Here is a 26,628-nt window from a genome sequence, read left to right as displayed (position 1 = left end):
GGACGGCGGCGGTGACCAGGTCGATGAGCGGACGCAGGCCACCGACGGCGGGAGTGGTGGCGCGCATGCCGTAGCGACCGAACCTCTGGACCACCTCGCAAAGGCATCGGCTGAACGAGTCGGCCCATGGCCACAAGACCCCAAGACGCCCTATCAGGCCCGGATGCGCGCGCACAGATCGGCTGCACGCCCAGGTCATGGCCGCAGTCCGGGTGGCGAGGCCGAAGGCAGACCGCGAACCCGCCCCGTCGTCGTGCCGGCCGACAAGCCGTACTCGTCCCGCGCGATCCGCGAGCCGGGCAGTCGTCCCTACGAGGTCGGGCGACCGCTCCAGGTAGCGATGCTGCCGGGTGCCGCGGATCGGCATTGGGGCACGGGCTGATCGCCAGGCGTGTCGGGCGTACGGATCCCGCCCCCGCGTTCGTTACCGCCGCTACCATGCGCCGCATGCCGGATGCCCTGACCAGCCCTCAGCCGTTCACCCCGCATACCGCCCCCGCGGCGCTCGAGGACCTGCGGGCGCGGCTCCGCGGGACGCGTTGGCCGGACGCGCCCGAGGACGCCGGGTGGTCGCTCGGGACCGACCTCGACTACCTCCGCGACCTCGTCACCTACTGGGCGGACCGTTTCGACTGGCCGGCGCAGGAAACAGCGCTCGCCCGGCTCCCCCGCTTCCGCGTGACGCTCGGCGGCCTCGGGATCCACTTCGTGCACGCCCGGGCCGTCGCGCCGGCCGGGCCGGCGCTGCCGCTGGTCCTCAGCCACGGCTGGCCGGACTCGTTCTGGCGGTACACGAAGGTCATCCCGCTCCTGTCCGACCCGGGCGCGCACGGCGGCGATCCCGCGGATGCCTTCGACGTGGTCGTGCCCGACATGCCGGGCTACGGGTACTCGGACCGTCCCGCCGGCCCGCCCCTCGACTCCATCGCCGTCGCCGGACTGTGGGCGGAGCTCATGGACCTCCTCGGCTACACGCACTTCGGCGCCGCGGGCGGGGACGTCGGCAGCCATGTGAGCCGCTACCTCGGGCTCGACCACCCCGAACGGGTCGTGGCCGTACACCGCACGGACGCGGGTGTGCCCGTCTTCACCGGCGACCCTGCGGACCTCGCGCCCGAGGAGCGCGCCTGGCTCAAGAGCGCCGCGGCCTGGGGCGGGATCGAGGGTGCCTACGCAGCCGTGCACCGCACGAAGCCCCAGACCGCAGCCGTCGGCCTCAACGACTCACCGGCCGGGCTCGCCGCGTGGATCGTCGAGAAGCTGCGGTCGTGGAGCGACTGCGACGGTGACGTCGAGCGGAGTTTCACGAAGGACGAGATCCTCACGAACCTCACGATCTACTGGCTCACAGGCACGATCGGCTCGTCGATGCGCATGTACCGCGCGAACGCCGCGGTCCCGCCCGCCCAGCACGCCCGCCGGGTCGAGGTGCCGTCCGGCTTCTCGCTCTTCCCCGGTGACGTCGTCCGTCCGCCCCGGGCATGGCTCGAGCGCACGACGAACCTCGTGCGCGTGAGCGAGCCCGCGCGCGGCGGGCACTTCGCGCCCTTCGAGGAGCCCGAGCTCTACGCGGAGGAGCTGCGAGCGTTCTTCCGCCCGTACCGGAAAGGGGCAACGGGCTGAGGCATCGCCGTGCGCCGTCTCGATCACGCCCCCCGGTGGAGGTGGGCGTCCTACAAAGAGGGATTCCCGGGTAGTGGACGCGCATCGTCCGGGTCGCCCGGTGAAGGGCGGCCGCGGACCGGTCGGGGCGAGCGTCCCGGGTGGGGCGGTGGTCAGGTGCGTGTAGAAGGACTCGGCGACCGTAACGGCCAGGTGGTCATCGATCGGCCACGGCGTGCCGACGACGTGGGGAAACCGGCGAGTTGGAAAGCCTGGTAAGGCGCCGCTGCCAGGGTCGTCGAGCATGGGCGGCAGGCCGAAGGCGGCGAACCCCTCCCAGGCCTGGATGCCGGGGGCTCGTCGTGCACAGACGGTGTGGTCTGGGTCTGCCAGGGCCGGGCCCGAGCATGCGGCCCAACGAGCCACTTCCCGCGCCGTCATGACGCGTAGGCGGGACGTGGCCGTCCTGACTGCGACCGTTCGCCTTCACAACGAGCAGCGGCGCCGCCAGCAGCAGCAGCTGGACCAGCCGGCCGGCCCGTCCACACCCACCCGTCGCGCCCGGCGGTGGCGGCCACGGGGCGCAGCACGCGGAGGCGGGAACGGAGCGTGATCTTCAGTATCCGCAGGGTCGAAGCGCGCGGGCAGGGGATCAAGGGCGTCCTATCCGGACCTTAAGGGACAGATAACAGCAGGCCCGCAGCCCCTCAGAGGCCCGCTCGGGCCGCAAACCGCGCTTAGGGTCACGGGTGTTGACCGAGGCACTTCCGATGCCGCCGCCGCACCGGTGGATCGGCTTTACCCAGAGGTTTCTGATGTCCCGAAAGCGAATTGCCCTGGCCTGCGTGGCCGTGGTCGTCGGAGTCGGCTCCGTCGTCATCCCCGTGGCCGCCAATGCCGGAGAGGAGGACGGTCTCAGCGCCGCCTGCCGCGTCGCGGACCAGGCCACCGTGTGGTGGGCGTCCGGCGAGGTCTCCCTGGCCAACAAGGGGGGCCGGCCCGTACGGGACTGGACCGCCGAGTTCGACGTGTCGCAGGGGCAGGTCACCCTCGACAACCCCTGGGCGTACGAACTCCGCCAGGACGGCAAGCACGTCACCGTCAAGCCGATCGCCGACCGCGCCGACGTGGCCGCCAAGGGCAACCGGGCCGTCAAGGTCGGGATCAACCCCGCCGGCAAGGGCATACCCAAGATCACCGGTTGCCGTGTGCACGGCGCGTCGGGCGATGGAAACGACACCGGCACGAACACGGCCGTCCCCGCCGACAGCGGCTCCTTCGTCAAGGACCACACCGCCGTCCACCTGATGTGGAAGCCGCCCGTCGGCGGCGCCGAGGTCGTGCGCTACGAGGTCTTCCAGGACGGCAAGCAGGTCAAGACCGTCAAGGGCACCATGACGGACGTCGAGCAGCTGGCCCCCGCAACCCGCTACTCGTTCAAGGTCCGTGCCGTCCGCGCCGACGGCCGCACCACCGGCTTCAGCAAGGACATCGTGCTCACCACGCTCGCGGCGCCCGGCCAGGACAAGGCGAAGCCGGTCATCCCCGCGGACCTGGAGGCTACGGCGTCGGGCCCGTACCAGGCCTCCCTGCGCTGGCGCGCGGCGACCGACGACGTCGCCGTCACCGGCTACCGGCTCTACCGCGACGGCACGAAGGTCCAGGAGGCGGACGCCAAGGCCACCTCGGCCACCGTCTCCGGCCTGACCGCGAGCACCGCCTACCGCTTCAAGGTCACCGCCGTCGACGCCTCCGGCAAGGAGTCCGACCCGACCCGCGAAGCACAGGCGACGACGGCCGCGGCCCCCGACGGGAGCGGCGGCACCGCCGCCCCCGGCGACTTCGCCGCCACCACCGCCACGAAGCAGGACGGCAGTGTCACGCAGCACTACCTGAACCTCACCTGGTCCGTCCCGCAGGGCGTCGGCCAGATCACCACCTACCAGGTCTACCTGAACGGCAAGCCCGCCCAGACCTTCATGTGGGGCACCGGTGACCCGGTGCTGCCGGTGCCGACGACGAAGGGCTCGCGCGAGGTGCTTGTCGGCGCCCACCCCGGCTCGACGTACACCGTGAAGATCCGGGCGCGGCTCGGCGACGGCACGTGGGGCTCGTTCTCCCGCGAGCTGACCGTGAAGACAGGCGGCTGACCCGGCGGCTGACCCGGCGACTGACGGCCCGCCCGCCTGCCGCCCCCCACGCGCATGACCGACCCCATGACCAGGAGCGTCCCCCTCATGAGTACGACCTGCCCCGCCGCCACGGCTTCCCCCGACCCGGCACGGGCCTCGGCCCGCCGCACCGCCGCCCTGCGCCTCACCGCGCTCGTAGCCCTCCCCCTCGCCGTGACCACGCTCGGCTCCGCGCCCGCCTCCGCGCACGGCTCCACCGCCGACCCGGTGAGCCGCAGCGTGGCCTGCACCAAGAACCCGAAGGCGAGTGAGGCCTGCCGGCTGGCCCTCACCCAGAGCCCCGGCATCCCGGGCGACTGGAAGTCGATCGTCCAGGGTCGCGCCATCGACCACAGCACCCCGACCTCCTCCCCGCAGCACCGCGCCCGCATACCCGACGGCAAGCTGTGCAGCGCCGGCAACGCACAGTTCTCCGGCCTGGACCTGGCGCGGGACGACTTCCCGTCGACGACACTGCCCGGCGGCGCCGAGTACGACCTGCGCTACGACATCAGCGCGCTGCACAACCCGTACCGCATGGAGATGTACGTCACCAAGGACGGCTACGACCCGAAGAAGCCGCTGAAGTGGTCGGACCTGGAGGACACCCCCTTCCTCAGCGCCGACAACACCGCGGCCACGGCGGCGCCCTCGGGCTTCCTCGGCGCGAAGGCGTTCACGTTCAAGGCGGTGCTCCCCGAGAAGAAGGGCAAGCACCTGATCTACACGATCTGGCACGGGCTGAAGCGGCCCGACGGCTCCTTCCAGAGCGAGGAGGCCTTCTACTCCTGCTCGGACGTCACCTTCAAGTAGGCGGACGCCGACAGGCACCACACCCCCCGGGTCCGGGCCCCCCTCACCCGGGCTCGGGGGGCACGCTCACCCCCGCCTCCTTCGGCACCAGCGCACCGCGCCGGTGCCGAAGGAGCTCGCGGCACAGACGCGTACGGGCCCGTCGCCGCAGCGGGAGAGCAGCACGACCCCGATCCCGGCGGTTCCGGCGCCGGTAACTGGCGCTGCCACTGTGGGTGGAGCCGCCGTAGCCGTTCCAGATGCTGACGCGGCTGCCGTCGCCGACCGGGGTGGTGACGTGGTTCGGCACGGTTGCGCCGGGGCGGGTGTTGAGGCTGCTCGCCTCGGGGCGGGTGGGCGCCGTACCCGTACGCGGTCAGGAAGGTCGGGCCCGTGGAACCGGTCGCGGACTCTGGGACTGGGACGCCAGCCAGCTCGTTCGCTGACCAGCACAACAGCCTCGATGGCCCGCCGAGCCCCGGCCTCATCCGGCTTCTCGGCGACGGGCCCGCACCTGACGGCCCAGCGGCTCCCGCCCACGGCGGGAGCCGTCCCGTGCGTCAGGACTCGGTATCGCATGAATCCCCCCGTGGTATGCCCCGCGACTGAGGCACGTGCCGAGGATCGCAGCAGGCGGGCGGGACAGCCACCCTGCCCGCTCGTACGGGGGGCGATGGAAGAGCGGTGGCCCGGTTGGCCGGTCCGGGGCGCGGGTCAGTCCGGCCGGTGGTGGGCGCGGGCCTCGGCGGTGGCTTTCAGGTCGTTCAGCCATGCTTCAAGTCCCTGACGGAGGATGGCAGTCGCGGTGGGGACGTCCGCGTCGACCTGGGGGCCGGTACGGGTCTCCTCGGTGCTCACCCTGACGCCGCCCGGGACCTGGGTGAAGTTCCACACGTGGACGCCGTCGATATGCAGTCCCTCTCCGGCCGCGGGGCCCGTCCAGCGGATGCAGGAGTGGTGCCGGAGCTGCTCGACGGTCGAGGTGATCTCCAGGCTGGTGGCCGGAGTCGGGTTGGGGGGACCGGGGTTGTCCACCGGAAGGCCGAACCCTGGCGGAGGGGGCCCTGGTCGAGGCGTTCCGCGGTCGTCACGGGAGCCTGCCAGGACGGCCAGCGTTCGACGTCGGACTGCAGCTTCCAGACCGTAGGCAGCGGCGCGTTGATGAGGATCTCGGCCCGGTGCCGGACGCGGGCTTCGGGGTCGACGCCGACCCCGCGGCAGGTGAGTAACTTGGCGGTACTGGGGCTGTGGGAGGCGGCTGCTCCCGCGGGTGATGCGGTGGTGCCGAGGAGGCCGACAGCGAGCGGGATGGTGAACAAGGCGGCACGGATACCGGACACGGAGTTCTTCTTGGGTCGTCGGCGGTACTTCGAGCAGGTCTTCCAGCGGTGTTCCGGTGACCGGATGCTCCAGTGAGGTCAACCGACCCGAAACGGCAGGTCCATGGCGGATCGACCAGCCGTTTGCTCTCCGGAGGCACGGAGGGGCCGCCGAGGTTTCGTGGGGCCCTTGGCGATGGTGTCGCTCGGGCAGGGTTGACCTCCTGGGGCCCGAGGGTCAGTCCTCGGCTCCCCTCCTCAGGCCGTCCAGCAGCATGTCCGCCAAGCGCTCCGGCAGGTCCGGCTCGATCGGGCGGTGGCCTAGCGCAGGGCTGAGATACCGGCGAGGAAGATCTCGACCCCGGCGAGGAACTGCTCGCGGTCCTCGTGCTCGCCCAGTTGAGTCGCCGCCGCGTGAACGAACGGGTACCGGCCGGGGTCGATCTGCGTCCATTGCGTGGCGGCCTTCTCCAGGAAGGTCTCGCGGTCCGTGCCGCTGCCTGCACGCAGCCGTGCGTTCGCGGCGTTCTGCGCGGCGACGCCGAGGACGTAGTTCACGAGCGTGCCGGCCGCGTCGAAGCGCGCTTTTCCGGGGACGTCGAGGTCGTCCAGCAGGCGGCCGATGCTCTCGTAGAAGTCCAGCAGCGCGGGCCGCCACGGCTGGCGGGAGAGTTCGGCCCCGACCCAGGGGTGGGCGTCGATCGCATCGAACAGGCCAAGGGCGAGGCGGCGCAGAGCAGTGCGCGGGTCCGCATCCGCGAACGCGCCGGACAGCACGCCGGTGATGACGTCGTCAGTGGCCGTCGCGAGCAGATCGCTCTTGTCCGCGACGTGGTGGTAAATCGCTCCGTAGCCCGTGCTCAGGCGCACCGTGAGTGCGCGCAGCGTCAGCGCCTTCTCGCCGCCGCTGTCCAGGATCTCGATCGCGGTCTGGATGATCAGCTCCCTCGACAGGCTGTCCGTCCGCCGCGGGGCCCGCGCAGATCCCTTCGCTGTTTTCTTCGCCATGGCCCCAGCATCGCACGAATGGAGCGTCGATCCAACTTTGTGTTAGCGTGATTGGAGTGGCGATCCAATATGCCTCGAAGCGCCCCCCGCGAGGGGCTGGGGAGGAAACCATGACGACACCGGTCACGATCATCGGAGCAGGTCTGGGCGGCCTGACGCTGGCCCGCGTGCTGCACGTGCACGGCATCCCGGCCACGGTCTACGAGGCGGAGCCCGCGCCGGACGCCCGCCGCCAGGGGGGACTGCTCGACCTCCACCCACACAGCGGGCAGCTCGCTCTGGAAGCGGCCGGCCTGATCGAGGAGTTCCGCAAGCTGATCCTGCCGGGCCGCGAGGCGTACCGGGTCATGGACCAGGCGGGGAACGTGCTGCTCGACCTGCCCGACGACGGAACCGGCGAACGCCCGGAGGCACCGCGCGGCGGACTGCGGCAGATGCTGCTCGACTCCCTGCCCGCCGGCACCGTCCGCTGGGGCCACAAGGTCACCGCGGTGCGGGCCCTCGGCGAGGGGCGCCACCAGGTGGACTTCGCCGACAGCACCACCGTTGTCGCGGACCTGCTCATCGGTGCCGACGGCGCCTGGTCGCGCGTACGACCGCTGCTCTCCGAGGCCGCTCCGGAGTACTTCGGCGTCTGCAGCGTGGAGACGTTCCTCTTCGACGCAGGAACCCGCCACCCCGCCTCCGCGGAGGCCGTCGGGGCCGGATCGCTGTTCGCGCTCGCGCCGGGGAGGGGACTGCTGGCCCACCGGGAGGGCGGCGGGACCCTGCACACCTACGCGCAATTGAAGAAGCCCCAGGACTGGTTCGCCAGCCTCGATGCCACCGATGCAGCAGCCCTCACCGTGCGGGTCGCGAAGGAGTTCGACGGATGGGCTCCCGAACTCACCGCCCTGATCACCGACAGCGACACCCCGCCGGCCCTGCGCCCCATCTTCACACTGCCGGCCGGGCACAGCTGGGACCGCATACCCGGGGTGACCCTGCTCGGCGATGCCGCCCACCTCCGGGCGCCGAACGGCGAAGGCGCCAACCTGGCCATGCGGGACGGCGCCGAACTCGGCCGGGCGCTCGCCGCGCACCCCGGCGATGCGGAGGCCGCCCTCGCCGCGCACGAACAAGCCATGCTCGCCCGCGCCGCCGCCGTGGAAGCGGACGATGACGGCTTCTACACGATCATGATCAACGACAATGCGCCCCACAGCCTGCTCGCCCTGATGACCGGCGCCGAACAGGACGCGTGACCCCCCGCCTCCGCGCGCAGCGACCGGCCGCCCCGCGCAGTTCCCCGCTCGGCGACCTGCGGCCCGGCCGCAAGCATCGGCCCAATCCTCGCGGCCGTCGTCGTCCTCGTCCAACTCCGGCGCGTCCGGGTCCCGCAGCGGGCGCAGGGCGTCGGCGGCCGGGGTGGAGGCGGTGAAACTGTAGCGGCCGAGCAGGTTCAGGTTCCTGTGCTTGAGCGGGGAGAGCCGGGCGATGTCCTCCACACGGATCTCGTGGCCGGGGGTATGCGCGGACGGAGGCTACGGAGTGACGCTGCGCCCCGCCCCCCGGTGGAGCCGATGCTGTCGCAGGCCGCTGAGACGCATGCTCGCGTACACCTGCTCCAGTCCGCGCTGGTGCACGTCAACACGCTACTGATGCAGGAAGTCCTGGCCGATCCGAAGTGGGCGGACAAGCTCACCGACGCGGACCGCCGGGCCCTGCCGCCGCTGTTCTGGACCCATGTGAGTCCGTACGGCAGGTTCGAACTGGACATGAACAGCCTCCTCGATCTGAACCTGTCCATTTGGGCAACGGTGCCTGGCCCGCGCACCCCGCAGGACGAGACGGCGGCAGCCCCGGCGTGACACCCGGGCTCCTGGACCTGGCTGCGGCCATGGCGCGGCGCAGTTCTTTCGGTCCGGGAGGCGGGTTCAGCGGGAGAGGGAGACGGCGAAGGGCTTGAAGCCGTGTCGGCGCAGGATGTGGGGCACGACCAGGATCATGGCCTCGGTGGCTCGGGCTGTGCTGATGCCTCCAAGGTCTTCGATCCAGGCGGGCTGCCAGCCCAGGTCGGCGAGCAGGCCGGTGACGGTCTTCTTCGCGTTCTCGTCGTCGCCCGAGACATAGACGGTCGGCGGGGTGGCCAGAGTTTCGGGAGCGGTCATGACCATGAACAGCATCGTGTTGAGGGTCTTGACCACATGGGTGTCGGGGAGTGCGCGCTGAAGTTTCTCGGCGAGGCTGCTGCCGGGATAGCACAGGTCGCCGGGCAGGCCGTCGTCGGCGTCGCTGGTGGCGTTGGAGACATCGATGAGGATTTTTCCGGAGAGCTCGGTGCGCAGGCCGGTGAGGCGGTCCAGGGAGCTGTCGCCGGGTGTCGCGTTGATCACGACGTCCGCGGTGCGGGCGGTGGTGCGCTGGTCGGCGAAGGCGATCTGCGGGGTGACCCCGGCGGCGCTGGCGGCGGTGTCTTCCGCGCCCCGGCTTCCGAGGGTGACGTGGTGTCCCGCGGCGAAGAGCTTGTTGGCGAGGTTGGCCCCGACGCGGCCGGCGCCCAGGATGCCGATGTTGGTCATGAGACGAAACTCCTTGCGGTATCAGGTGGGAAGTGCGGGGTGTCCGGTCAGGCGATCGGCGACAGGACCTTGAGGGCGGCGGCATGGAGGCCAGGGGCGGCGGCCAGGAAGTCGCGGCTGCCCGTGTTCCAGGCTTCGCCCGCCAGGTCGGTGACGGTTCCTCCGGCTTCGGAGACCAGCAGGGCGCCGGCGACCAGGCCGGAGCGGACGTCGGAGAACTGCCAGAACGCGTCCATGCGTCCGGCGGCGACGTGGATGAGCTGCATGGTGGCGGGAACGGACACGCGCACGACCAGGCCGTTGATGAGCATGGCGGTGACGGAGTCACCGATCCGCCGGAAGGTTCGCTCGTCCTCGCCGGGCTTGGCCTGACCGGTGCCGATGAGCGCGGCGCCCAGATCGGTCTTGGCGGACACCTTCAGGGGCTGGCCGTTGAGGCGGGCACCGCCGCCGGCGACGGCGGTGTAGGTGTCGCCGGTCAGCGGCAGGTGGACAACGGTGAGCACCGGCCGGTTGTTGCGGACCAGGGTGGCGGTGACGGCCCAGTCATCCATGCCGTGGACGTGGTTGATGTTGCCCTCGGCGGGGTCGACGACCCACCACTCCCCGGGCGGGAGCGCGCCGCCGGCCAGCTCGTCCTCGGCCCACTGCGACCCCTGCCGGGCCCGCAGCAGCGGTTCGCGCAGCACGTCCAGCACCGCGTCGTCGTTGGCGTGGATCTCATCGACGACCTCGTCAAGACTCACGCCTCGGGCTTGCGGGGTGTAGCGGTCGCGCAGCGTGATGCCGGCGGCCTTCACCGCGGCGGTCACCTCGGACATGAGCGTCGTACCGGCGTCGAAAGGCATGGGTGTAGTCATGGTGGACTCCCTGAGTTCTGTCGATGCGGACGGTCTGTCTCGCCCCGCACTTCGAAGGTAGGCCGCCCATCAATTAACAACAAGTGCATGCTTTTCACTTATAGAGTTACTGCCATGCAACTGGATTTGAATCTGCTCACGGCCCTGGACGCACTGCTGGAAGAGGGCAGTGTCGCCGGCGCCGCAGCCCGCCTCCACGTCACCTCACCGGCGATGAGCCGCTCCCTCGGCCGCATCCGCAAGGCCACCGGTGACCAGATCCTGGTCCGCACCGGCCGCAGCATGCTCCCCACCACCCGCGCGCTGGCCATGCGCGCCGAGGTCCACGCCCTCGTACAGCAGGCACACCGCCTTCTGTCCGCGGAGCAAGAACTCGACCTGGCGGCTCTGGACCGGGTGTTCACCGTGCGCTGGCACGACGCCCTCACCGCCGCCTGCGGCACCGCCCTGACTACGGCCGTCCACCACCAGGCCCCCGGCGTCCGGCTGCGCCTGTCCGCCGAACCCGGCACGGACGGCCCCGAACTGCGCCGGGGTGAGATCGACCTCGAATCCAGCTCCAGCCGGCCGACGCTCCCTGACATCCGCCACCGTCTCGTCGGTAGGGACCGGCTGGTCGTCGCCGTCCGCCCCGGCCACCCGCTCACCGAAACCCCGATGAGCCTGGAGCGCTACGCGGCCGCCGAACACCTCACCATTTCGCGGCGCGGAAGCCTGCGCGACCCGATCGACGAAGCCCTGACCAAGCGCGGCCTCGATCGGCACGTCGTCGCCGCAGGGCCCACGGCCGCCTTCGCGCTGCAACTCGCCCTCGGCAGCGACCTGGTGGTGACCCTTCCCGACGCGGTCACCCGCGCGGCCCGGGACCAACTCGGCCTGACCACACTGGCGCTGCCATTGCCGTTGCCCGATGTCCCGTTGTACCTGCTGTGGCACCAGCGCTACGACGACGACCGCGCCCACACCTGGCTGCGCGAGCTGGCCACCGAAACCGTCCAGGCACTGTTTGCGCGACCAAACGCCTGATTGTCACAGTAACCATCAGCCCCGGGTGCGTGGAGAGAAAGAGGGCGGCCTCTTTGGAGGCGCTCGCCGACGCCCCGCAGGGCACCGAGTCTGTGTGGCGGGCGGTGGCTCAGCGGAACGCGGCGACGTTACGGGAAGCCCAGTCGGCGAAGGGGCGTGCGGGGCGGTTCAGGACCTGCCGGACGGCGGGACTGATGCGTAGTTCCGCATCGCTCGGGGCGCCGAGGATGTCCAGGGTGTCGTCCGCGAGCTCTGCCGGCATGTTTCGGACCATGGCGGCCTTGGCCTCGTCGCGGGTCAGGTCGTGGAACCGCAACGGCGAGCCGAGTGCGGTGGCGATGGCCTGCGCCTGTCGGCGCGGCGTGATCACCTCCGGGCCGGTCAGCTCGTACACGCCGCCGAGGTGTCGGTCCTCCAGCAGGCAGGCCGCCGCGACCTCGGCAATGTCCCACGGGTCGACGACCGGGACGCCGACATCCGCGAACGGGGCGGCGACGACCCGCTGCGCGCGGACGGAGTGGGCCCACCACAGGGCGTTGGAGGCGAAGCCGCCCGGCCGCACGATCGACCACTCCATACCGGACTCCTGAACCGCTTCCTCCAGTGCGCGCATCGCGATCCGTGTCGCACCGTACGGCCTGGTTGCCACGCCCTGCGTGGAGAGCAGGACTACCCGGCGAACCCCCGCGGCTGCGGCCCGGGGGATGATTTCGGCCGGGCCGGTTCCGGGACCGTGCAGGTCTCCGGACAGCAGCAGGAACAGGGCCTTCGCGCCGACGAGGGCAGGCTCCAGAGCGGCCGGCTCGGCGAGATCGGCCACCAGATGGCGGACTCCGTCCGGCACCGGCGCCGCATGCCGTGATACCGCCAGCACCTCCTCGCCCGCCTCCGCCAGCGCCCGCGTCAGCGGCCGGCCCACGTTCCCGGTAGCCCCGGTCACCACGATCATGATCAGCTCCTTCGTCGATGCCGTGTGTGCACCTGACGCTAGGAGGAGGGCTAACTTTTGGTAAGGACATACCTGAAGGTAAGCTCCTCACATGAGTGGTAGCGCGCAGCTCGGAGCCGACGATGCGGTGAGGCGGTATGACGTGTTTCACACCGACTGCCCCGCGCGCGACATGGTCGACCACGTAACCAGCCGATGGGGCATCTGGGTCCTGATCTCCTTGCGGAGCAACGACCTCCGGTTCTACGAGCTGCGCGAAAGCATCCAGGGCATCAGCGAGAAGATGCTCGCCCAGACCCTCCGCGCACTGGTCCAGGACGAACTGGTGTGGCGGACGGTCGAGCCGACGACGCCGCCTCAGGTCACCTACGGGCTCACCGGGTTCGGCAAGGACATCAGCGAACCCCTGGTCGAACTCTTCGACCGGATCACCCGACACCTCCCACCACGCACAGCGGGCTGACACGGACGACCGGCCGACAGACCACGAAGAACCCTCAGGCAAGCCGGCGATCGGGGCCGGCGGCCGCCTCGCCGCCGGTGAGCACGAACCCGGTTCAGCCCAGGCGGAAAGGGTCTGTTCAGTCGATGACTGCGGTGGCTTCGATCTCGACCAGGTGCTCGGGTACATCCAGAGCCGCAACGCCCAGCAAGGTGACCGGGGGTGTCGGGGCTCGGCGAGACCGACCTCGCGGCCCTCGCCGCCCGCGACACGCCCTCCACAGACTGCTCGCCACCACCCCCGGCCGGGCCACCGGCACGGGCTCCCTCCGCGAGGTCGACGCGTGAAGCACACACCACCCCCCGTCACGTGATCTTCGGATCCGGCGCCGTGGGCACGGCCGTCGCCGCGGCGCTGATGCGCCAAGGAGACTCCGTCCGGGTCGTCAACCGGTCCGGCCGCGCGGACGTCCCCGACGGTGTCGAGGTGGCCGTCGGCGACGCGGCCGATCCCGCCTTCACCACCGCCGTCGCGGCCGTCGCGGCCGTCGTCTACCAGGCGCTCAATCCGCCGTACCACCGCTGGCAGCAGGAGTTCCCCGCACTCCAGGCCGGCGCGCTCGCCGCGGCCGAGGCGGCCGGTGCCCGAATGGTCTCGATGGACAACTTCTACAGCTACGGGCCGCCCGGGGGCCGCCCGTTCACCGAGGAGACCCCCAACGCCGCGAACACGCGCAAGGGCTCGTTCCGGGGCCGGATGGCCCAGGACCTGCTCACCGCGCACAAGGCCGGGCGCGTGGAGGTGGCCATCGGGCGCCCCTCCGACTGCTTCGGGCCGCGCGGCGGTGCCCAGTCCAACCTCGGCGACCTGGTCTTCCCGGGCCCTCCTGGCCGACCGTACCGCCATCGTCCTCGGCGATCCGGACCAGCCGCACACACCTTCATCCCCGGCGGGGAGGCACTCGCCCTCCTCGGCCGCCACCCCGACACCCCGGGCCGTATCTCGCACCTCCCCAACGATCCGCACACCCGCACCACCCGCGAGCTCGTCGACCTGGCCCACCGCGCCACCGGCCGCCCCGACGCCGCCCGGCTGCGTCGGATGCCGGCGTTCGCCCTGTACGCGATGGGCGCGGTGAACCGCACGGTGAGCGAACTCATCGAGATGCAGTACGAGTTCACTGAGCCGTTCGTCGTTGACAGCGACGGGCTTCGATCCTCGGGTCCTCATGCGGCGCGGTGCACCGCCACGTCGTCGAGCAGCCAGGAGCTCGGCGGCCGTCGCACCCCCGGCCGCACTTCCTCGGCATCACGACCGGGAGGCCTCTCCTGCATCACCGGGGCAGGCGGTCCCAGAACGGGCAGTGATGTGCGGAGTCCGCGTCGACGGGGTGGATTGCACCTGGTCCGGAAGCCAGCGACTGCACCGGCTGGTTGCGAGGTGACGCGGAGCGCAGGGCAGGCCAGAGCGGGGCGTCGGGGGCGTTCGGGGTGCCTGTGTGCGTGAAGTTCGTCCAGTAATCGATCATCTGGTCGGATAGGGCGCGCTGGGCGTCGGTCAACGGTCGCTCGGTGGGGAAGGAGGAGAACAGGAACGGCATCTCGAAGCCGTGCGCCGCTCCGTAAGGGAAGTCCGGGTTCCCCGGTAGACCGGCGAGGGCGGGAGGGTTCGGATCGCTGAACTCGTAGCCGTAGAGGGGGAGGCCAGGGGCGTGAGCGGCAATTGCCCGGCTGGCCGCCAGTGTGGTGCACGTAAGGGATCGGTCAGTCAGCACCGCGGCCCAGGCCAGTGCGGGCGTGGGGTGGTCTGCTGCCGGGTACTGCGCCTCGACGGCTGGGGCTGCGGCCCCGAAGGCGTCCGTCAGACGGGCGCGGTAGTCATCCTCGGTGCGGATCGGGAAGGCAGCGAGTGAAAGGCCGACGAACATCCGCATCTCATCGTGGTTGGTGCCCTGGATGAGAGGCACTCGGTGGAAGCGTCCCGCCGTCAGCGCCTTCTCCGGCGGCAGGGGCAGCAGCGCATTGCCGTAGGCGGGCCGGTTGAAGGACTGCATCAGCTGTGCGGTGGCGAGGCGATCTGTGCTCTGTCCGCGCAGGCACGCCAGCGCTTCGTCGGCGCCGCCGGTTGTGCAGCCCAATTGCCCGGCGGCTTGCGCACCTGCCGCCTGGACATCGTGCTGTGAGGCGAATGGCTCGTACGCCGGTGTTCCGGGTCCGAGAGCGCCGCGCGGGAAGGACATGAGGCAGGAACCGCTCTGGAGTACGGCCCTCTGGAAAAGTCCGACGGCCGTCGGCGAGGTGAGGTGTGCGCAGATACTGAGGGCGCCCGCGGACTCACCGAACAGCGTGACACTGCCCGGATCACCGCCGAAGCGCTCCGCGTTGGCCCGCACCCAGCGCAGGGCGGCCTGCTGGTCCGCCAGGCCGAACGGTGGGGCGGAACCCAACCCTGGGTGGCCGAAGTAGCCGAAGATTCCCAACCGGTAGTTGACCGTGACGACGACGGTGTCACCCCTGACGGCCAGTTGTTCAGTGCTGTAGTCGCTGCCGGAACCGCCCAGGAACGCACCACCGTGCATCCACACCAGCACGGGCCGCTTCTGGGCGGCCGGTTTAGGCGTCGGCATTGTGACGTTGAGGTAGAGGCAGTCCTCCGACCCGAATACCGCGCCCGCACCTGGTGTCGGCATCTGCACGCAGCGTTGAGCCGCCGTCGTCGCATCCCGGACGCCATGCCACGTGGCGGCGGGCGCCGGGGGGCGCCAGCGCAGCGGTCCGGTCGGCGGCGCAGCGTAGGGAATGCCGCTGAAGGTGGTGTACGAGCCGTGTGACGCGCCGCGTACCAGGCCGTGGTCGGTCCGTACGACGGTACCGTTCTGCCTCGCGGAATCCAGGGCCCCGGATTCTGCGCTGCTCGCCGGCACGGCGGTGGCTGTGAGTAGAGCCACCGTGCAGAGCAAGGGGAAGAGCACCGCACGGAGCCTGACTCTTCGGCATGGACGCGGTGCTGTCATGGTCGAGGACATAGGTACTCACCATTCTTGGTCGGGGACGGGATCGGGCGAGGCAGCACGAGGCCGCTGAGGCCGGTAGGAGGCCTGAGGGGTGGGAACTTGGTGCGGACCGACGCGGTCAGTGCTCAATACGCTAGGACCTCCCGCGCGCTGGAGGTTCAAGAGACTGTGACGCAAGACACGTGGAGCATTGGTGAACTCGCAGCCGGAACGGGGGTTCCGGTGAAGACCCTCCGCTACTACTCCGACAGCGGTCTGCTGCCCGTGGCCAGCCGTAGCACCGGTGGTCATCGGCGCTACGGACCTGAGGCGTGGGAGCGGATTCGCCTCATCAGGCGTCTACGGGCGCTGGACACCCCGATCGCGACCATCACGCAGATGGTCACCGGTGAGTGCTCCCTCAGTGAACTGGTGGCGACCGAGCTCGAAGCGGTGCAGGAACGGCTCACCGAACTACGGTGGCGCCAGGCCACGCTCAAGTCCCTGGACGACTGCCCGAGCGAGGAACGGCTCCGGCGTCTGGAGATCCTCTCTCGCGTGCAGCGGCTCCCACAGGCGCATCGCACTCTCACCGATCACTGGTATCGCGAGCTGTCCGCGGCCCTGCCCAAGCACCGACTCGACATCATGATCGCCATGCTGTCACCCGACCCACCGCAGGACCCCGATCCCGCTTCGGTCTTGGCCTACGCCGAGCTTCATCTGCTCATCTCCACGCCCAGTTTCACCCGCTGGACCCAGGACCACGACGAAGAGATGAGGGATGCCCCGGCCTTCTACGGGGAGATCGACGATGCTGCCGTTCTGACGGCCGCCGCTTTGGCCCAGGGTCTCCCGCCCAGCGCCGGGGATGCGGTGAACGCTTTTGTGTCCGCCCACGCGCGAGCCCGGCGGGAGCCTGACACCCCCGCCTTCCGCGAATTCCTGCATGGGCTGGTGTCGAGGTCATCCGGCTTCGATCCCCGCCTGGAACGCTACTGGGCCCTGGTCGGCACGGTCACCGGCGGGCGTGTACTGAACATGACGGTGGCTCATAGATGGCTGACCGACGGACTGTCGATCTCGATAGCCAACGCTGCTCGGCCGAAGTCACTCTTCTGAGCTGCTTGCTGCCCGGACCCGGTTCCTGAGCGTCTCCGGATTGACGCCCAGAATAATGGCGACCGACTTGCGGCCCGCCTGGTCGTGGCTGCCGAGGACGAGGAGCTGCGGGCGGGCGAGGGTGCCCGTGATGGCGCCGGTGATCGCTTCGGTGGTGTCCCGTCTTCTGATCTTGGTCCTTCTCTGCACTTCACTCTCACAGGTGTAGGGGGCATGTGGCTCGTCAAAGGGGCTCCGATAGCGGCGGGGGGTGGGGTGAGGGGGCGATGAACGGTCGACGTCAACCAGGCAAGTTGCGGGGCGCCGGTAGGATCAGCGCTCTAACGGGGAGCGCGATGCGATCAGCAGGTCATGGCGGTGAGGGGCAGAAGTACGCTCTGACCTCGGATGAGGACGACGCCGACTTCTGGGATTTCGCTCGGGAGGCCGACGGGTTGTTCACGCCGCTGCGGGAGGACGAGGGAGCACGGCGAGTGCACCTCGCAGGTTGCTTCCCGCAGGGTGGGCTACTGAAGAGCCTTGATCACGTCGGCAGTCGTCGTGCCACGGCGGGCAACGCCTGGTTCGACGTCCTCGATGCTGACGGTGCCACTATGGGGTCCTACTTTGTCGGCGAGGTCACCGTCGTCGACGCCCAGCCCTCCGCCCACGGAGCCGGCCTCGTCGACCTCACGCTGACGCTGTGGTGCGAGAACGCCCTGCCCGGGGCGGACGGCATGTGGGATTTGATCCGCATGGGCCGCCTGAATCACTCCGGTATGTGGCACGACTTGGCCCCTGAGGGCAGACGAGCATGGCTGTCGGTGGCGCTGTGGTCCCGTCAGTACCGACGGCAGAAGACGGTCGACACTGCCGCTGGCCAGGTGTTCGCGCTGGACGGTCGGTACATCGTTGACGAGGACAGCTTCTACTGCGCGCTGGGTGAAACCATCAACGGGCCCGGTGGATACTTCGGCTGGAACCTTGATGCTCTCGACGACTGCCTGACAGGTGGTTGGGGCGCTGCCCCTCCGTTCACCTTGAAGTGGGAATCCTCGGCCGAGGCCAGGGCGGCGTTGTCCGAGCGCGTGCCTACCAGCGATGGCGAGGGATCGCTGTTCGACCTGATCGTGGAGATCTTCGAGGGACGGGGTATCAACGTAGTCCTGAGGTGACGGTTGGTCGCTCGCGAGCTTCGGCTTGGGGAGAGTCACTCCGTTTCCTTCGGGCGGTGGCGTGCGGGGATGCCGAGGTCGACAGCTGGTCTCTGAGCGCGGCGCTGGGTCTCGTCGCGCTTGGCCTCGTCGCGCTTGGGCCGTCATCCCGGGCATGCTCACGGTTCGGCGACGGCCGTCGCGTCGTGCTCAGTACTTGTCGCGCCGGGCGGTCAGACACCTAGCGCGCTCCGAAAGCGTGACGCTTCCGCGAGCGCGTCCCTCCGGACAGCACCTGGCAGCAGACTCACCTCACGGCCTTCGTCTTGGTCGCCTGCACCTTGGTCGGAGCACAAGTTCAGACGAAGGCCGCCCCCACGTCTGGCGAACCCCGAGGTCAGCGACCCAGTTCGACGGACGTTCGAGCGCGGCAACACGACCTGCGGGATGCCTATACATCGGACTCCGGCTCGCTCCTCAGGTACCGACCCCAGATCTGGGCCTTGCGATAGGGGCCGTCCCCGCCGCTGTCGTACTGCGGCGTATCGAAGCTGACCCAGTACAGCAACTCGCCATCGAGCGCCTGGGCATGCTCGTTGGGTTCGGGTGCACCCATGGCATCGACCGTTCCAGCAAACTCGACCTGCCAAGGACCATCCCAGTCCTGGGCACGAACGACCACGACCCGGCTACCCGGTGCCAATGCACCCGTCGGACGTCTCCGGTTCAAGGGACGACCAGGGAGGTGCTCTATCGCCTGACGGTCATCTACGTCCACAGGAACAGGGCCGGAACCGTCTGTCATGCCGCCCACCCTGCCCGCACCACTTCAGAAGCGCCAGAAGATTAAGAACAAGCTAGGGGCGTGTTTGGTTGCCGCGCGCGTCTCCGGCGGTCCCACTCCGGGTGCTCCCATGGCGCGTTTCGTCATCCCCGACGGACTGGAGCGGCTCCCAAGACGCGTCGCGGGGTGGGGTGGGTGGGCGCACTGCTGCTGTACCCGCTGTCGGCAGGTTCTTGGTTTCGAGCTCGGGAACTGCGCGGGCCGCGCGTGCCGTTGGCGCGAGCTGTTTAGGCCGTGTTCTGCGGGCTTCGCAGTACGCCGCAGTCATCAGCTTGAGGCACGCCGCCGGGTAGTCGCGGACGGGTGCTCGGGTGATGGCCGCGCCGAGGACTTTGACCTGCTCCAGGCGCTGCTGGGCCAGGCGTACCGCAAATCTGTTCAGCGCGTGCAGCGGAACAGGCATCTCCTCGATGATGGCGGCAGACTCCCGTGCGGCCGCGAGCGCGACATCGGCGGCAGAACACACGAGCGCCCGTACCCGCGCGGAGTTCGTTCCGCTTTCCAGGTCGCTGCGGGTGACCCCGTGTTGGGACAGGGCGTCGGCGGGGAGGTAGAGGCGTCCGCCGCGCAGGTCCTCGTGCAGGTCGGTGAGGAAGTCGGCACGCTGCCAGGCTTCTGCCAGGGAGCGGCACACGCGTGCGTAGCGAGGGCTTCCGCCGCCGCAGTGTACCAGGTCTGCTGTGAGCATGGCGAACGGCCATGACAACTGATCGATGTACGCCTGCTGGTCGGCGTCGCTCCCGAAGCCGTTGAAGTTCAGGTCCACGCGGGCACCTTCCAGGTAGGCGTGGATCCAGCGGTGCGGCATTTGTCGGTCCTGCACTGAGCGCAGATAGGCTCGCAGCACCGGGTGCCGGGCCGTCCCGGAGGCCAGGGCGGTCCTGACGTGCTCGTGCCACCTGTCCAACCGGCGCATACGCTCATCGGGCGTGCCGTGATCGCAAAGATCGTCGGTGAAACCCGCGAAGGCGTATCCGGAGATCGCGTGGGGCTGGTACTCGTCCCATCCCAGCAGCCGGATGGCTGCATACAGGGCCGGATCGCGCCTGCGCAGATACCGTGCCGCAGCGGCGTAGTCCCCGCGCGCCGACGGATTGTGCACCGCCGCAGCCGCCAGGCACCGCCGCCACGTCCTCATGTCCCTGATCCCTTCGTCCGCGGTTCGACTGCCCGGTCGGGCGGCAATTCCGCTGCCGACCAGAACGAGACCCGACTGGCCCGGACGCGGGTGCCCCTCGAAGGAGACGAGGCAGACCGCCATCTGGACGAACGCACGCACTTCATCAGCAGCCCCGCCCCGTGCCTCCCCCCTGCCCTGCCGCGAAGCTGAGCTGGGCGACAGCCGACAGCCGACAGCCCCTGCAGGCTCACCCCTACAGCGCCGGATCGCCGCGTCTGGCCCACCGAGGACTGGAAATCCAGCTCCACGTCGGCACCTACTGCCCGAACAACGCCTTCAACAGGTGGCAGGACGGCTCCCTCTCCGGCGTGTCCCACTGGCGCATGAGTGCCGGACCCGCGCTCCCGTAGTGCTGCCCGCAGCGGGTCGCGAAATCATCGACCCCCAGCACCTTAGGCGCCGCCCAGGCTGGGTCAGGAAGCGCCATCATCAGCCTCAGCGGCGTCGTCCGACTGACCAACACTGTGCCGCACCACGGCCAGCCGGCTCCCGCCCGGCCAGTGGACCCGACAGACGTGCGCATGGTGGGTCGCGACCGTGAACCGCATGACCATCGGGGACTTCTCCCAGTGGACGCCAGACTCAGAGTCGTACCCGTCCACCGTGCTCCGAGCAGACCTGATCGCCAGCCTTGACGCCATCGATTGCGCCGACGACGTCAACGACCGCCTCACGTTCGGAGAGCAATCCAGCCTTCTTACCCACCCGGCGAACGTCTGCGCGGTGTTCTTCACGCCTCGCCGTGACGACCACGTGCCTCATCGTGAACGCCACTACCTCGGCGTGCTCCATAAGCACACCGCTTGACATCTCTGCTTCAACAAAACGCCCTGGCGCACAGTCTGGGGGTTCATGGCACGTTGGACCGTGGCTCGTGTCGTCGGTCAGGTCCGCGACCACCTGCGCGGACGCATCCGCCGCGACAAGGGCAAATCCCCCCAGAGCGGTCGCCACCGTGATCGACTCCCAGAGCGGCAAAGCCGCCGAGACCGTCGGCAAGGAAGTCCTCTTCCGCCTCCGCTTCATGCACCCCGAGATCACCGTCGTCTGTACCGACTCCGCCTACGCCGGCCAACTCGTCACGTGGGCCGAAACCCACCCCGTAGCTTCGCCTGGATCGAGTACCGCGACCTCCTCATCGCCGCCCACCAGCAGCTCGGCGCACCTTCGTCCTCATCTGGGACGACTTGAACGTCCGCAAAGACCGCCGAATGAAAGCCTTCATCGACGCGCAGGACTGGCTCACCGCCTACCACCTGCCGTCGTACGCACCCGACCTCAACCCTGCGGAAGGCAAGGTCGTACCTCCGCCGAACCACCATGGCCAACACGGCCTTCGCCGACCCGAGCCACCTCATGCGCCGACTCCGACACGGCCTCCGCCAGATCCAATACCGCAGCCACCTCATCGACGGATGCCTCACCGGAACGGGGCTCACATCGACGCCACAACTACAAACTCAGTAACTTCCGTCAACGTTCGACGGCACGGACTCAAGGTTCGACGGCCACAGGAGACAACCCAGTCGTTTTGGCTTTGGATCAGCAGCCAAGTTGCGCGGGTGATCGCTCTGGGGGCCGGGCCGCCCTCACCGGCCCTGTGACGAGTTGGCGGCCTGCCTGGGGCAGAGCCATACAAGGCCGCCCGCTGTAAACGCGGGGCATGCGGCGGCCGAGAGGCGCCACCACGGCCGCGGTCGGCCACTACTGCCCGACCGGGCGGGGCAGTCAGGGCGCGCAAGGTCGTGCCGACCAGGCGGCGGGCAAGCTCGCCAGGCGGGCAGGCGCACGTCCTTCTGGCCTGATGTTCCGTGACCACTCACGCAGCCTGGGCCAGGCCCCACCACCCCGAAACACTCAGTCTGGCAGTGTCGGGTCCCGTACCTGACCTGCGATGATGGTGGAGTGCCAGAGCCAGGAACCACTGCCGTCGTCATAGTTTTGCCCGATGCCGCCCCGCTCCTCGATGCGGCGTGGCGTATCGATCCGGCTCTGGTGCGTCGTGGGGTGCCGGCGCATGTCTCGCTCCTCTACCCATTCGTGCCGGAATCGGCGCTGACAGGTCAGGACGAGAAGGGCGTGCGTTCCCTGGCGGCGAGTTTTCCGGCAGCTGATCTGCTCTTGGAGGAGGTCGTTACGGCGTCCGGCTTCGTCGCCGTCACCGTTCCGGAACTCCAACCGATCGTGGATGCGTTCCGCGCCCAGTGGCCCGGGTTGCGCCCGTACAGGGGCCGCTTCGGGGCGCGGCCAGCCGCCCATGTCACGGTCGCTATGGGTGCAGACAACCCGACCGCCGCCGCCGATGTCCGCGCTGCGATCAGCAGCCTGCTGCCGCTGCGCACCCGTGCGGCGGCGGTCCAACTGGTGGTGCTGACGGAGGAAGGCTGGCGTCCGCGGCTCACCGCGCCGCTCGGCGCCCCGGACGGACGGTGAACCCCGCCCGCCAGTCCACCCCACTGGCCGCGACCACAGCCCGGGGCCCGTCGAGTCGATCCGGACGGTGAGCACCGACCGGCCGGACCCTGCGGATATAGCCAGGCAGAGAAACCGGCAACATCGCCTCGACCGCGTCGTTCAACGCCTCGATGGTGCCCTTGCGGTACGGCTTGCAGGCAGTCAGATCACGGACCGGAACCGCGAAGGCACCCAAAGCCCGCTCCACCGTCCGGCACAAGAACTCCTTACCGCGATCCACTCAGTCCACCCCCCGGCAGGCCACCGAACGGCCCATACGGGTCGGTACGGCTATCCCTGTGCGCAGTGCGGCCAGGACCGCGTCCCGGCCCGGCTGATGAGGGGTGACCGCCACCCCGACAATCGCCGTCGCCACGACATCGATGAAGCACGTCACCCACGGACACACCGCAGATCCCTCAAGATCCACCCGTACCGGGATCCGTTTGTGGTCGCCCTCCAGATTGACCGAGCAGGCCGCGAACACGGCCATCGACACCGCCTGCCGTTGCTGCGGCTTCGCTCGATCAGAAACGAGTTCTCCGACATCGCCGACCGAGCGATGAAGGACCAGACGACCTATCGCGGCTTCCTCGCCGAGCTGCTGATGGCCGAGTGCGACGACGGGCCCGGCGCCGTTCGGAACGGCGGATCAAGGCGGCCGGGTTCCCCGGGACAAGTCGTTGCGGACCTTCGACTTCGACGCCAACCCCAACACCGGCACGGCCACCATCCACACGCTCGCCAGCTACTAATGGATCAAGAAGAGCCTGCCGCTCCGCCTGATCGGCGACTTTGGGTCGGTGATGTTCTCGACCTCGGTGATGTCCATCAGCGTTGCAGATCTGGCTGATCTGGCCTGGCCGAGCCGATCCCGGCGGAAGTAGAGGTCCAGCCTTACGCCCGCCCGCATCCCCTGCGGGACGGCACGGCCGGGTCTCGTGGATGAACTCCCGGAGCTCTTCGGCATTCTCGGCAGCGACACGGCAGCGGGAGACCGCGCCAGCTCCTCACTCATGGCGTCATACCGGCGGCGAGCTCCACGGCCTGCGAGGCGTTCACCCGTCCGAAGCCGTAGTCGTCGTTGTGACCGTCCGCGTCGTAGACGACTCCCGGGCCTCCGATCTTGTCGGCCGACCCGTGCATCACATCGCGCAGTTGGTCACGCGTGAGCTCCCGGTTCATGGACAGCGCCAATGCGGCGCACCCCGCCGCACAGGGAGCGGCGAAGCTCGTGCCCGTGTTGGTGCCGTAACCGCCGCCGGACGTGGTGCTCACGACGTTGACGCCGGGGGCGATCAGTTCAACCTCCGGGCCACGTGCCGCGTTGTCCTCCAGGTCCTTGTTGGTCGACCGCACCACCGCGATCACATCCGGGTGGGAGACCACCTCGTCCTTGCTGATGTCGACGTTCCTGCCGTTGCTCGCCGCCCAGAAAATCGAAAGCCCCTTCCCCTGCCGGCCGTTCGTGGCGGCGAATTCGAGAGCAAGGTCCAGAGTGCTGGTCAGATCCCACGCCGCGATGTTCGGGCCCAAGCTGCTGACCAGGATGTCCGCCCCACGCTCGGGGCCGGTCTCGGAAACCTCAGTTGACGGGTCGGCCGCGTAGGCCACCGCGCGGGCGAGCGTCGTCTGTGTACCGACCTGGTCCGGCAGGCACGCCACCAGCATCAGCTCGCACTCGGGGGCCGCACCAGCACCGCCCGCACTGTCGTTGAGCCGGGCCCCGGCCATTCCGGCACAGAAGGTGCCGTGATCGCTATCCGGCATCCCCGAGGTGTTCTGGGTGAAGGTCGTACCCACTACGCCGCTGCTGAAGAAGCCGGATGTCTCATCCACCGCGTCGGTGAGGTCCGCGTGCTGCGTGTCGAAGCCGTTGTCGATGACGGCGACCCTGATTCCGTCCCCGAAGGTACGGTCCCACGCCGGCTCGATGTGAACGTCGGCGCCCGGAACACCCCCGTCGGCACCGGCGTTCCTCCACTGCCACTGACGGGCGTATCGGGGGCCGGCCGGGCTGAACCGCGCGGGAACGTGCTCCACGAACGATGGTTCGGCGAAGACGAAACGATCGTTCTCGTGCAGCTCGACAGAGGCAGCAAGGGCGTCCTCCGCCGACGGGGCACGAACCTCGTACAGGTTCTTCGCGAAGCCGAGTTTATTCACCACGTCCAGGCCGGCCGCCTGGAGCTCGCGCTCGGCCTCCTCCTCCGAGAGCGTCGGCTGCAGTCGGACGGTCAACGCGTCGGTCGCGATACCGATCCTGCCGTTGGGCCGCCGGATGACTTTGCCGATTGCCTCCGCCCCGGAGATCTCCTCGCCACTGCGGACCGCTGCACGGGTCTGCTGGCTCGGTTTGACGAAGACCCAGTGCGCGTTGGCGAACGCTTCGGTGGTCTCGTCGTCGACCCCGGCCTCGTGCATCTCACTCAGCGCGCTCGTTCCCATTTCCCCCTCAGCCTCGGCCATTGCCATGCGTTCGCCGTCCGCACCCATCCTGACCGCGACGACATCGTCGAGCACTTCGGCCTCGATGAGATGGCCACGCTGGTAGTACTGACGTGACATCGCACTCGCCTCATTTCATCGGCGCGGAAGACCTGCCCGGCGACAACACGGCCCCAGGACCCGCAGCCTCGGGGAACAACCCCCTCTCTCTGTCAGTCTCGTCGCACCCCCACCCCGCGGCAACTCCACGCCCCCACCGCCGACATGCCGCTCTACAAGGATGCGGTGTTCACGATGGGGGTGTATGGGTGGCCACCCATACGTGATGCGTACGCGTGATGCGTACGCGTGATGCGTACGCTTGATGCCTCTGCGTGTGCGATCGGTTGCATGCCGTGATCTGCGGATGGGTGAGTGAGTGCTCGTGGCCCGAGGAGAACGGCAGGCGCATACCCGAGGCGGCCTCGGCCTGGACCGAGACCATCCGCGTCCTGCCCGTCTGCGCCCCCTCACCGGTGAGGTCATCGGCCGGCAGCCCGTCAGTGTCTTCCTCGCCATCGACGGCTGCCCCGACCCCCTAGGCATCTGATGGCTCTTTGACGAGATCGCGGAGCCAGATCACGATGGCTGCGGTGGCCAGGGTGCCGTGGAAGATGTAGTCGCGTTTGTCGTACCGGGTCGCTACGGCCCTGTGCTGTTTCAGTTTGCCGATGCAGCGTTCGACCGTGTTGCGTCGGCGGTACTGCTCGCGGTCGAAGGCCGGCGGGCGTCCGTCGGCTCGGCCGCGCCGTCGGCGGTTGGCACGCTGGTCGTCCGGCTGGGCGATCGTTGCTTTGGTCCCGCGTTTGCGCAGGTAGGCACGGTTGGCGCGGCTGGAGTACGCCTTGTCGCCGCGGGCCCGGTCCGGTCGGGTGCGGGGCCTGCCGGTTCCGGTGCGGGCCACCTTCAGGGCCTGCATGAGCGGGATGAACATCGGGCTGTCTCCGCGCTGGCCGGGCGAGGTCAGCCAGACCAGGGGCCGGCAGCGGTCGTCGGCCAGCAGGTGGACCTTGCTGGTCAGCCCGCCCCGGGAGCGTCCCAGGGCCTCAGACCCATCTTCGTCCACACGTGCGCCGCCCCCTTTTCGGGATGGTCCTTCGGGGGAACGTGCCGGGCCCCGGCCGCGTGCTGGTGGGCCCGGCAGGTGGTCGAGTCGGCGTTGACCGCCCACGCGCCGCCGGCGTCCTTCGCGGTGGCGTCGGCACCGGCCTGCAGAGCGCGCAGGATTCTTGACCAGGTGCCGTCGGCCGACCAGCGGCGGTGGCGTTCGCAGACGGTCTGCCAGGTTCCGTAGCGTTCGGGCAGGTCACACCAGGGAATGCCGGTCCGTGTCCGGTAGAGCACCCCGTTGATCACGGTCCGGTGGTCAGCCCACCGTCCACCCGGCCCGCCGATTTTCGGCAGCAGCGGGGACTATCCGCTCCCATTGAGCGTTCGTCAGTTCATGCCGACGCACCATGACGAGCTCTTGCCCGGAAGGGCGGTAGATCCACCACCCCGGGCAAGAGCCATCAGACACTGCCTAAGGGCTGTCCCGTAATCCCCGGTGGGTCAGCGCACGGCGTCGGATGCGGTGCATCGCAAGGCGGATGGGCGCCCCCATACTGGGCGTATTCGGGCGTTCCGACAACGCGGCGAGGTGCCGTAGCCGGCGTCGTGCGCCCGCCGGGGATTACGGGACAGCCC

21 protein-coding genes and 6 pseudogenes are annotated in these 26,628 nt (G+C 69.5%); 14 read left to right on the top strand and 13 right to left on the bottom strand.

The genetic code is table 11. The features are described 5' to 3' along the window. Positions 1 to 447 precede the first annotated feature (447 nt). The 3 genes from ACFYOB_RS36100 to ACFYOB_RS36090 all read left to right on the top strand — a co-directional run bounded on the left by ACFYOB_RS36100 (position 448) and on the right by ACFYOB_RS36090 (position 4,586). Positions 448 to 1,623 carry an epoxide hydrolase family protein gene (locus tag ACFYOB_RS36100; protein ID WP_388567751.1) on the top strand — a complete coding sequence of 392 codons (1,176 nt, stop codon included), beginning with the start codon at positions 448 to 450 and terminating at the stop codon, positions 1,621 to 1,623. A 794-nt stretch (positions 1,624 to 2,417) separates the two neighbouring features. After that, entirely contained in the window at positions 2,418 to 3,752 is a 1,335-nt protein-coding gene (locus ACFYOB_RS36095; protein ID WP_388567748.1) for a fibronectin type III domain-containing protein, read from the top strand. A gap of 87 nt (positions 3,753 to 3,839) precedes the next feature. Further along, entirely contained in the window at positions 3,840 to 4,586 is a 747-nt protein-coding gene (locus ACFYOB_RS36090; protein WP_388567745.1) for a lytic polysaccharide monooxygenase, read from the top strand. A 693-nt stretch (positions 4,587 to 5,279) separates the two neighbouring features. On the opposite strand, the pseudogene ACFYOB_RS36085 reads toward ACFYOB_RS36090, so the two are convergent. Both ACFYOB_RS36085 and ACFYOB_RS36080 read right to left on the bottom strand, forming a co-directional pair. Beyond that, a pseudogene (locus tag ACFYOB_RS36085) lies at positions 5,280 to 5,884 on the bottom strand (SRPBCC family protein). Positions 5,885 to 6,205: 321 nt separating this feature from the next. Then, on the bottom strand, positions 6,206 to 6,892 hold the full coding sequence (locus ACFYOB_RS36080) for a TetR/AcrR family transcriptional regulator (protein WP_388567742.1): 687 nt from the start codon (positions 6,890 to 6,892) through the stop codon (positions 6,206 to 6,208). Between the two features lie 110 nt (positions 6,893 to 7,002). Between ACFYOB_RS36080 and ACFYOB_RS36075 the strand changes: the two genes are divergently transcribed. After that, a complete protein-coding gene (locus tag ACFYOB_RS36075) occupies positions 7,003 to 8,136 on the top strand; it encodes an FAD-dependent oxidoreductase (protein WP_388567739.1) in 1,134 nt (377 codons plus the stop codon). A 318-nt stretch (positions 8,137 to 8,454) separates the two neighbouring features. After that, entirely contained in the window at positions 8,455 to 8,742 is a 288-nt protein-coding gene (locus tag ACFYOB_RS36070) for a Tn3 family transposase (RefSeq protein ID WP_388567736.1), read from the top strand. A 66-nt stretch (positions 8,743 to 8,808) separates the two neighbouring features. Here the strand turns inward: ACFYOB_RS36070 and ACFYOB_RS36065 are convergent, their stop codons facing one another. After that, on the bottom strand, positions 8,809 to 9,453 hold the full coding sequence (locus ACFYOB_RS36065; protein ID WP_388567733.1) for an NADPH-dependent F420 reductase: 645 nt from the start codon (positions 9,451 to 9,453) through the stop codon (positions 8,809 to 8,811). A gap of 47 nt (positions 9,454 to 9,500) precedes the next feature. Next, on the bottom strand, positions 9,501 to 10,313 hold the full coding sequence (locus ACFYOB_RS36060; protein WP_388567730.1) for an inositol monophosphatase family protein: 813 nt from the start codon (positions 10,311 to 10,313) through the stop codon (positions 9,501 to 9,503). 114 nt (positions 10,314 to 10,427) lie between these two features. Here ACFYOB_RS36060 and ACFYOB_RS36055 point away from each other — a divergent pair, with 114 nt between their 5' ends. Continuing rightward, the gene (locus ACFYOB_RS36055; RefSeq protein WP_388567727.1) at positions 10,428 to 11,339 is read left to right on the top strand and encodes a LysR substrate-binding domain-containing protein; all 912 of its coding nucleotides are present in this window, start codon (positions 10,428 to 10,430) and stop codon (positions 11,337 to 11,339) included. Between the two features lie 109 nt (positions 11,340 to 11,448). Here the strand turns inward: ACFYOB_RS36055 and ACFYOB_RS36050 are convergent, their stop codons facing one another. Next, positions 11,449 to 12,288, bottom strand: a complete 840-nt coding sequence (locus tag ACFYOB_RS36050) for an SDR family oxidoreductase (protein ID WP_388567725.1) — start codon at positions 12,286 to 12,288, stop codon at positions 11,449 to 11,451. Positions 12,289 to 12,379: 91 nt separating this feature from the next. On the opposite strand from ACFYOB_RS36050, the gene ACFYOB_RS36045 reads away from it, so the two are divergent. Continuing rightward, positions 12,380 to 12,751, top strand: coding sequence for a winged helix-turn-helix transcriptional regulator (locus tag ACFYOB_RS36045; RefSeq protein ID WP_388567723.1), 372 nt, complete (start codon positions 12,380 to 12,382; stop codon positions 12,749 to 12,751). A 118-nt stretch (positions 12,752 to 12,869) separates the two neighbouring features. Here the strand turns inward: ACFYOB_RS36045 and ACFYOB_RS36040 are convergent. Continuing rightward, positions 12,870 to 12,959 (bottom strand): annotated as a pseudogene (locus ACFYOB_RS36040) (RidA family protein); the annotation flags it as partial. Here ACFYOB_RS36040 and ACFYOB_RS36035 point away from each other — a divergent pair. Next, a pseudogene (locus ACFYOB_RS36035) lies at positions 12,953 to 13,561 on the top strand (hypothetical protein); the annotation flags it as partial. The pseudogenes ACFYOB_RS36040 and ACFYOB_RS36035 sit on opposite strands and share 7 nt — an antisense overlap. Before the next feature lie 502 nt (positions 13,562 to 14,063). On the opposite strand, the gene ACFYOB_RS36030 reads toward ACFYOB_RS36035, so the two are convergent. Further along, positions 14,064 to 15,755 (bottom strand): carboxylesterase/lipase family protein, encoded by a 1,692-nt coding sequence (locus ACFYOB_RS36030; RefSeq protein WP_388567721.1) that lies wholly within the window; start codon positions 15,753 to 15,755, stop codon positions 14,064 to 14,066. Between the two features lie 210 nt (positions 15,756 to 15,965). Here ACFYOB_RS36030 and ACFYOB_RS36025 point away from each other — a divergent pair, with 210 nt between their 5' ends. Beyond that, positions 15,966 to 16,844, top strand: coding sequence for a MerR family transcriptional regulator (locus tag ACFYOB_RS36025; protein WP_388567719.1), 879 nt, complete (start codon positions 15,966 to 15,968; stop codon positions 16,842 to 16,844). On the opposite strand, the gene ACFYOB_RS36020 is transcribed toward ACFYOB_RS36025, so the two are convergent. Further along, on the bottom strand, positions 16,833 to 17,033 hold the full coding sequence (locus tag ACFYOB_RS36020) for a hypothetical protein (protein WP_388567717.1): 201 nt from the start codon (positions 17,031 to 17,033) through the stop codon (positions 16,833 to 16,835). The two genes, ACFYOB_RS36025 and ACFYOB_RS36020, sit on opposite strands and share 12 nt — an antisense overlap. Before the next feature lie 146 nt (positions 17,034 to 17,179). Between ACFYOB_RS36020 and ACFYOB_RS36015 the strand changes: the two genes are divergently transcribed. Further along, positions 17,180 to 17,998: a barstar family protein gene (locus tag ACFYOB_RS36015; protein ID WP_388567714.1), complete on the top strand. Its 819-nt coding sequence runs from the start codon at positions 17,180 to 17,182 to the stop codon at positions 17,996 to 17,998. A 430-nt stretch (positions 17,999 to 18,428) separates the two neighbouring features. Here the strand turns inward: ACFYOB_RS36015 and ACFYOB_RS36010 are convergent, their stop codons facing one another. Both ACFYOB_RS36010 and ACFYOB_RS36005 read right to left on the bottom strand, forming a co-directional pair. Next, positions 18,429 to 18,659: a ferrous iron transport protein A gene (locus tag ACFYOB_RS36010; protein WP_388567711.1), complete on the bottom strand. Its 231-nt coding sequence runs from the start codon at positions 18,657 to 18,659 to the stop codon at positions 18,429 to 18,431. 175 nt (positions 18,660 to 18,834) lie between these two features. Continuing rightward, positions 18,835 to 20,100, bottom strand: a complete 1,266-nt coding sequence (locus ACFYOB_RS36005; protein WP_388567709.1) for a squalene/phytoene synthase family protein — start codon at positions 20,098 to 20,100, stop codon at positions 18,835 to 18,837. Between the two features lie 447 nt (positions 20,101 to 20,547). Here ACFYOB_RS36005 and ACFYOB_RS36000 point away from each other — a divergent pair, with 447 nt between their 5' ends. From ACFYOB_RS36000 to ACFYOB_RS35990, 3 genes and pseudogenes are all read left to right on the top strand, one after another. Next, positions 20,548 to 20,808: a hypothetical protein gene (locus ACFYOB_RS36000; protein WP_388567707.1), complete on the top strand. Its 261-nt coding sequence runs from the start codon at positions 20,548 to 20,550 to the stop codon at positions 20,806 to 20,808. Positions 20,809 to 20,829: 21 nt separating this feature from the next. Then, positions 20,830 to 21,196 (top strand): annotated as a pseudogene (locus tag ACFYOB_RS35995) (IS5/IS1182 family transposase); the annotation flags it as partial. Between the two features lie 710 nt (positions 21,197 to 21,906). Next, a complete protein-coding gene (locus ACFYOB_RS35990; protein ID WP_388567705.1) occupies positions 21,907 to 22,434 on the top strand; it encodes a 2'-5' RNA ligase family protein in 528 nt (175 codons plus the stop codon). Between the two features lie 262 nt (positions 22,435 to 22,696). On the opposite strand, the gene ACFYOB_RS35985 is transcribed toward ACFYOB_RS35990, so the two are convergent. Beyond that, on the bottom strand, positions 22,697 to 22,948 hold the full coding sequence (locus tag ACFYOB_RS35985; protein ID WP_388567868.1) for a hypothetical protein: 252 nt from the start codon (positions 22,946 to 22,948) through the stop codon (positions 22,697 to 22,699). On the opposite strand from ACFYOB_RS35985, the pseudogene ACFYOB_RS35980 reads away from it, so the two are divergent. Beyond that, positions 22,920 to 23,207: pseudogene (locus tag ACFYOB_RS35980) on the top strand (ATP-binding protein); the annotation flags it as partial. The gene ACFYOB_RS35985 and the pseudogene ACFYOB_RS35980 sit on opposite strands and share 29 nt — an antisense overlap. 262 nt (positions 23,208 to 23,469) lie before the next feature. Here ACFYOB_RS35980 and ACFYOB_RS35975 read toward each other — a convergent pair. Both ACFYOB_RS35975 and ACFYOB_RS35970 read right to left on the bottom strand, forming a co-directional pair. Then, complete coding sequence (locus ACFYOB_RS35975; protein WP_388567703.1) at positions 23,470 to 25,023, bottom strand: S8 family serine peptidase; 1,554 nt, start codon at positions 25,021 to 25,023, stop codon at positions 23,470 to 23,472. Positions 25,024 to 25,480: 457 nt separating this feature from the next. After that, a pseudogene (locus ACFYOB_RS35970) lies at positions 25,481 to 26,401 on the bottom strand (IS5 family transposase). Positions 26,402 to 26,628: the final 227 nt, after the last annotated feature.

It is taken from the genome of Streptomyces sp. NPDC006463, from assembly GCF_042870715.1.
Taxonomy (GTDB): Bacteria; Actinomycetota; Actinomycetes; order Streptomycetales; family Streptomycetaceae; genus Streptomyces.
The sequence above is the reverse complement of the archived record's forward strand: the minus strand, read 5'-3'. Positions and strand labels throughout refer to the sequence as shown.